2 protein-coding genes and 1 pseudogene are annotated in these 4,206 nt (G+C 60.4%); all 3 read right to left on the bottom strand.

The genetic code is table 11. The features are described 5' to 3' along the window. Nucleotides 1–243 precede the first annotated feature (243 nt). Nucleotides 244–1,107 carry a methyl-accepting chemotaxis protein gene (locus ACYYKW_RS26395; protein ID WP_418951642.1) on the bottom strand — a complete coding sequence of 288 codons (864 nt, stop codon included), beginning with the start codon at nucleotides 1,105–1,107 and terminating at the stop codon, nucleotides 244–246. Continuing rightward, nucleotides 1,105–1,329, bottom strand: a pseudogene (locus ACYYKW_RS26390) (HAMP domain-containing protein); the annotation flags it as partial. The pseudogene ACYYKW_RS26390 and the gene ACYYKW_RS26395, both read right to left, overlap by 3 nt. Nucleotides 1,330–2,319: 990 nt before the next feature. Beyond that, on the bottom strand, nucleotides 2,320–3,720 hold the full coding sequence (locus tag ACYYKW_RS26385) for an aminotransferase-like domain-containing protein (protein ID WP_093099363.1): 1,401 nt from the start codon (nucleotides 3,718–3,720) through the stop codon (nucleotides 2,320–2,322). Nucleotides 3,721–4,206 lie beyond the last annotated feature (486 nt).

Here is a 4,206-nt window from a genome sequence, read left to right as displayed (position 1 = left end):
AGCCAGACACAGCGGAAGTAGGTGCAGCGAAGCAAACCGTAGCCGCTGCGCCCGGATCGATCCCGGAGCGAAGGGACCCGAGCTTGCGAGGGCCGTACGTAGGAGCAAGCCTTTTGGTTCCTTTTTGGCGTCTGAAAAAGGGACTCGCCGTAAGGGCGAAACCGCCACCCGCCACACCAAAAAAAACGAATATTCACCCAAAACACCCAAAGCCTGGTCGGCCCAGAGGCCGCCAAGGCTCAATCAAAGCCGAAAATGCCCAACCATGGACCTCAACTCCCCCCCCAACTGCGCCAGCTCAACACTCGAAGCCGCATTCCCCCGCATCGCAATCGACGACTGATCGGCACTCGCACGAATACTCGTCACACTGCGATTGATCTCCTCCGCCACCGAACTCTGCTCCTCGGCCGCCGCCGCGATCTGCTGATTCATCTGCTGAATCAACGACACCGCGACCGCAATGCTCCCCAGCGCACTCTCGGTCTGCAACGCATCACTGACCGCCAGCTTCACCAGTTCGCCGCTGCTCTGAATCTGCTGCACCGACGACTGCGCCGCCGAGCGCAACGCACTGACCAGCCGCTCAATCTCCTCAGTCGATTGCTGCGTACGCCGCGCCAATGCACGTACTTCATCGGCCACTACCGCGAAGCCCCTACCCTGCTCCCCGGCCCGTGCCGCCTCGATCGCGGCATTCAATGCCAATAGATTGGTCTGCTCGGCGACGCTCTTGATCACCTCCAGCACCGTGCCGATATTCTGAATTTCAGCACTGAGACTTTCGATGCTTGAACTGGCGGAAGTTGCGGAATCGGCCAACTGCTCAATCCGCGCCATGCTCTGTCGCACCACCTGCTGGCCACTCTCGACCTTGTCATCCGCGGTCTGCGCGGCCAACGCCGCCTCCTCGGCATTGCGTGCCACGTCGTGCACCGTGGCGGTCATCTGGTTCATCGCGGTGGCGACCTGCTCGGTCTCCTCCTTCTGGCTGCTCACCTCAAGGTTGGTCTGCTCGGTGACCGCCGACAACGATTGCGCCGAACTGGCCAGTTGTTCGATCCCCGCCTGCAAACCGCTGACGATGGTGCTCAGCCCCGCGCCCATCTGCTGCATCGCCAGCATCAATTGGCCAATCTCGTCGCGCCGGGTCACTTGCACGCTGGCACTCAAGTCGCCGGCAGCGATCTGCTGCGCCACCTGAATCACGCTGCGCAACGGTGCGACGATCAGCCGGGTGATGAACCATGCAGCAAGTACCCCGACCAGCAACGCCAGGGCCGAGGAGCCAATGATCAACAGCGAATTCTTCTTCAGCTCTGCCTGCATCGCGGCGTCCTCGGCAACATAAGCCTGATTCACCCGCTCGACCACCTGCTCAGCACGCTGATGCAATTGTTCATAGACCGTTTTTTCCTGATCCAGCAAACCGGTGTATTCGGCAAGCTTGTCGTTGAACCCGGCGATATGCCCGGACACTTCGTTGAGCACGGTCAGATAGCCCTCGTCCTTGACCGTGGTTTTCAGCTCTTCGGCCTGCGTCTGCGCTTGCGCCGCCTGTTCGATGTTGCCCTTGCCGGCGCTGTCGGCGTCGCCCTTGCGACTTTGATCGAGACGAACCCGGGCCTCATTCATCGCCTGCAACATCAGGCGCGATACCTGGCTGACCTGACTGGCTTGTTCAATGAACTGCGTCCCATCCTTGCCCTCGGTGTCCTTCAGGGTATACGCGCCGTCGTCGGCCAGCCCGGCCTGCAGCACGTCCAGGTTATTAGCCACGCTGGATACCGACCAACTGGCCATCTCCAGCGCAAGATCCTTGGCCTGGCTCAGCGATACGAATTCATCGAACGCCTTGCGATAGGCGCCCAGCGACTGCTCGACATCGTTCATCACCGACACATTGGCCGGCGTGCGCGCCTTGAGCTCGTTAGCCAGGGCCACCAGACCGTCCACGCCTTCACGCAGGGCATCGGCCGTCTTCGGGTTGCCGTGCAAGGCATAATCCTGTTCGAGCAGGCGCACCTTGAGCAGACCGCTATTGAGCGAGGACATCTGCTTCAGCCCGTCGAAGCGCAGGCTGATGGTCTGCAGGGACCAGACGCCAATCGCCGCCACCAGAGCGGTCAAGAGCAAGACCAACACAAACCCGATTCCCAGTTTTTTCGCCATACCGAGGTTGGCGAAACGTCCTTGCATGGCCGAAATCATTGCGCGAGCCCTCTGCCATTGTCAGTAAAGCGAAGAGTCGCAACGGCCAGGAACCAGCACAAGTCTCTGCCGTCGCAATAATGGCAAAAAGCTACAGCCGCGTCGTTTTCAGAACACTGGAGGTCGATCCGAACCGGTGTTGCGGAAAAACTGCCGAGCCCGTGGGTCACAGGCGTACGCCACGTTGATGCGATGCCAGTCACCCGATTCGCCGCTGGGACTGAACGCATTCACGTTCGCCAGCATCACGCCACACCGCTGGGCCTGGCCGCGAACCAGGCCCTGATCGGCCGTCCGCGCACGCGCCCAGATAAACAACCCGCCCGCCGGCCGGCCGAACACCTCCCAGTCGGCGTCTTCCAGCGCCTGCAAAGCCGCGACGCGATCAGCATTCAAGCGCTGCCGCTGGCGCTGCACCAGCTTACGGTAAGCACCACTGGCCAACAGTGTTGCCAGCACCGCCTCGGAAAATCGCGATACCCCAAGTCCACTGACCATTTTGACCTGAGCCAGGCGCCTGACCAGCTCACTGTCTGCGAGGACAAACCCGACCCGCAAGGAACTGCTCAGCGTCTTGGAAAAACTGCCCACATAAATCACTCGACTATCATCGTCCAGCGCAGCCAGACGCGTACCGTGACCTGTGTGCAGGTCGGCGTAGACATCATCCTCGATCAGGCGCAGGTCATGAAGCCTGCTCAATTGCAGGATACGTTGCGCCACGCCCGGCGACAGGCAACTGCCGGTAGGATTGTGGTGATGACTGTTGATGAACATCGCCGCCGGCCGGAACTGCTGCAGCAAAGCTTCAAGCGCTTCGACATCCGGCCCGTTCTGCGTACGACGCACCTCCAGCATGCGCACGCCATGCAGGCGCAGCAGATCGAACAACGGCGCATACCCCGGCGTCTCAACCACCACACAGTCGCCGGCCTTGAACAACGTGCGCACGATCAGATCCAGCGCATGACTGGCGCCGCCGGTACTCAACAACTGCGCACTGCCAGCGTCGATATCCAGCCGCTTCAAGCGCCTGACAATCTGCTCACGCAACGCTGGCAACCCAAGCGGCGTGCTGTAATTGAACAGACTGGCCATGTCCGTACGCGCCACCTCACGCAACGCATAACTGAGATCGTCCGGCTCACGCCAGCTCTGCGGCAAACCACCGCAACCCAACTTCAAGCCACCGCCGACATCGCAAACCGCATCGCACCAGCCATAGCGCCCGCCAGACAATTCAGGATCAACATCGGCGCCAGCCATCGACGGCGAAGCAGCAACCACAAACCCGGTCCCCTGGCATGAGCTCAGAACCCCCTGCGACACCAACCGCTCACATGCCTCGACAACACACGAATGACTCAGCAGATTGCCCCGGGCAATCTGCCGGGCAGAAGGCAAACGAGTGGCGGGTGGCACACCACTTTGCAGAATCCAATCCGTCAGCCCATCAACAATCTGCTGCACGACCGGCACCATTGCCTGTCGATCAATTCTCAATTCCATGAGCAAGCAAACTCCTGTCCGTTTTGCTGACCGCAGTAAAACACAGCCACGCCGCACAGCCTGTGCGACAACGCCGCCAAAAGCGACCGATCTAACGGCTTGATACACATTGTTTAAAGGGATACACGGGATTGGGCGCGCATCAACGCAAAGCCGGAAATCAAAAGCGCCCTCACCCTAGCCCTCTCCCGGAGGGAGAGGGGACTGACCGAGGTGGATGTGAGAGATAACGCCAACCTGCGATACCGAGTCGAACGCAAGCTTTGAATGGCCCACAAATCGGCCCCTCTCCCTCGGGAGAGGGCTGGGGTGAATACTCCATAAATCCCAAGCCAACCACCCGCTTCTAACCACTCAACAATGAGCGTTAGCTCGAGTGCCCTTGACCTTGATCTTGCCTAACCAGCGACATCGGAAGGCTGAGTGGAGGGATCGATCCGGGCGTGGGAGCGCAGCGACCGTACGACGAAGTCGTACACAGCGGAA

The sequence above is a fragment of the Pseudomonas sp. 15C genome, from assembly GCF_055484735.1.
The sequence above is the reverse complement of the archived record's forward strand: the minus strand, read 5'-3'. Positions and strand labels throughout refer to the sequence as shown.